Source organism: Lapillicoccus sp. (genome assembly GCF_025353065.1).
In the GTDB taxonomy this organism is placed as follows: Bacteria; Actinomycetota; Actinomycetes; order Actinomycetales; family Dermatophilaceae; genus Lapillicoccus.
In genome coordinates, this window is the sequence record NZ_JANXRJ010000028.1 from 1 (window position 1) to 2,682 (window position 2,682).

3 protein-coding genes are annotated in these 2,682 nt (G+C 71.0%); all 3 read right to left on the reverse strand.

The annotated features are described in order from the left end of the window. On the reverse strand, nucleotides 1-788 hold a 788-nt coding region (locus tag Q0R63_RS02040; RefSeq protein WP_295693247.1), incomplete at its 3' end, for a class I SAM-dependent methyltransferase. After that, nucleotides 785-1,594 carry a DUF1365 domain-containing protein gene (locus Q0R63_RS02045; protein ID WP_295693249.1) on the reverse strand — a complete coding sequence of 270 codons (810 nt, stop codon included), beginning with the start codon at nucleotides 1,592-1,594 and terminating at the stop codon, nucleotides 785-787. The genes Q0R63_RS02040 and Q0R63_RS02045, both read right to left, overlap by 4 nt. Then, nucleotides 1,591-2,682 (reverse strand): FAD-dependent oxidoreductase (locus tag Q0R63_RS02050; RefSeq protein WP_295693252.1); only part of this gene is annotated, 1,092 nt, incomplete at its 5' end. The genes Q0R63_RS02050 and Q0R63_RS02045, both read right to left, overlap by 4 nt.

The window sequence follows — 2,682 nt, forward strand, 5'->3', positions numbered from 1 at the left end:
CGCACGGTCGCCCCGCGCTTCGCGGCGCGGATCGCGAGCTCGCCCCAGCCGGTGCCGATCTCGAGGACGCGGCTGCCCGCGACGACCCCGGCCTGGTCGAGGAGCCGGTCGATCTTGCGCTGCTGGGCCGCGGCGAACTCGGCCCAGACCGGGTCGGTCGCCGGGGCGTCGGCGATGGTCACGCGCTCGTGCCCGACCGGGATGCCCTGCCGCTGAGGCGACTCGAACAGCGCCGAGGAGTAGGTCATCGTCGTGTCGAGGAAGAGCTCGAACAGGTCGTTGGACAGGTCGTAGTGACGCGAGATGTTGGAGCGTGTGTTGGCGGTCGAGTTCTTCTCGCGACCGGGCTGCCGCGCGACGTAGAACGCCCGCAGCTTCTGGAGGCGCTCGGGCACCAGCGTGCCCATCTGCTCGGCGAAGACCGCGAGCAGGCCACCGAGGTCGGGAGCCTCCCAGTCACCGGCCATGTAGGACTCGCCGAAACCGATGAGACCGTCCGCGCCGAGCCGGGCGAAGAAGCGGTCGGGACGCACGAGCTGCATGACGGGCGCGGTCGGGTCGTCCTTCGACCCACCCAGCGCGGTGCCGTCGGGCATCTCGACGCGCACGGACAGCCGCGGCACGATCGAGAGGAAGAGCCGCTTCGCGATCCTGGCATGGACCCGCCGCTTCAGCGCGCTGGGCGCCCGCACGAGGTCCGGCCACTGGGCGCGGTCGATCGTGGGCTGGCTCGGGAACGGGGTCACGCGATCGGCTCTGCGAGTGGACGGGATCGAGGTGCTGCTCATCGGACTGCCTCCTGTCGGTGGCTGGGTCGGGGCCGCACCGGGAGTCGGCGGAGCCAGAGGAAAATGCCGTGCAGACGGATCTTCGCCATCACGGCGAGGGGTTCGACGGGCCGGGTCACCGCGAGCCGGAGCACGTATGCCGTGCTCGCGGCCCGGGCGCGACCAGACATGACCGCCACGAAGGGCGGCCGTCCCTCGCGCTGGAGCACGACGGAGATCCGGAGGGACTCGTCGGGCTCGGGCAGGACGAGGTCGTAGGACCCGTCGACATCATTGAACGGGCTGACGTAGAGCGCCTTCTCGGTCCGGGCGCGACCGGCGGCGTCGGTGCGGACGAGGTAGGCGTGCCGGTCGCCATAGGTGTTGTGGACCTCGACGACGACGCACTCGAGGGTCTCGTCGCGGCGGTGGCACCAGTAGAGGCTGATCGGGTTGAAGACGGTGCCGAGCACCCGCGGCATGGCGAGCATGAGGACCCGTCCGCCCTCGAGGTCGACGCCCTGGGTCGCCAGGAAGGTGTCGACGTTGCCGCGCAGGGTGCGTCCGGGGTCACCGAGGTGGTCGCGTGCCTCGAAGCTGGCGAGCCGGCCCAGCAGCCCCACTGCGGGGAGCTCGTCGAGGTCCACGAGCCACTGGTAGCTGTGGTTGGTGAAGTCGTGGTGCACCGGCTCGCGGCGGATGTGCCGCACCGTCGTGGGATAGATCCGGGGCGTGCTGACGCGAGGGACCGCCGGGGCGAGTTCGGTCTCGAGATCGCCGGCGGCCCGCACGTCGCTGACGTCCACGGCGTGCCGCAGGTCGCTCATGTTGCTGCCATCTCTCGATCGTCCTCCACCGCGACCAGGGGGCGCTCGGTGAGGTCGGTACGTCGGGGCGCGTCCCACGAGGCGCCGAGGTGCTCGGCGGCGCGGAGACCGGAGAGGGCGCCGTCCTCGTGGAAGCCCCACCCGTGGTAGGCCCCGGCGAAGGCCAGCCGCTCGGTCCGGATCTCCGGCAAGCGGCGTTGTGCCGCAACGGATTCGGGCGAGTAGAGCGGGTGCTCGTAGTGCATGGTGTCGATGACGAGGCTGGGGTCGATGAGGTCCTCGCCACCGAGGGTGACGATGAATCGGCGATCGGTGACGAGCGGACCCGTCGTGTCGAGACGCTGCAGCCGGGTCATGTCGTAGGACACCAGGACGGTGCCGCTCTCGGTGCCGGCCGGCCGACGCAGGTAGTTCCACGAGGCGCGCGCACCGGCACTGCGGGGCAGCAAGGACTCGTCGGTGTGCAGCTGGGCGACGTTGGCGCTGTAGGGCATTGCCCCGAGGATCTCGCTCTGGACCGCCGTCGGCTCGGCGAGCATCCGCAGCGCCGTGGCGGGGTGCGTGGCGATGACCACGGCGTCGAAGGTGTCGGTCCCGCTCGCGGACTCGACGACGACGCCGTCGGCGGTCTCCCGGACCGAGGTGACCGGCGACGAGGTGCGGATCTCCTGGATGCCGACCGACACCTTCTCGACGTAGCGGGCCGACCCGCCGACGACGGTGCGCCACGTGGGCGAGCCGAAGACGGTCAGCATGCCGTGGTGGTCGAGGAAGGTGAAGAGGTAGCGCGCGGGGTACTGCAGCGCCACGGCCGGGTCGCAGGACCACACGGCGGCGACGACGGGCTCGAGGAAATAGGTCGCGAAGTAGTCGCTGAAGCCGACGCGCTCGACGAACTGCGCGAGCGTCTCGTCGGCGGCCGAGGTGTCCTCGGGCGTCTCCAGCACCCCCCGGGCGGCGCGGTGGAAGCGCTTCACCTCGAGGAGCATCCGCAGGTATGCCGGGTTGGCGAGGTTGCGCAGCTGCGGGAAGAGTCCCCGAGCACCCTTGGCCCCGGCATACTCCAGGCCGGTCTCGTCGTCGCGGAC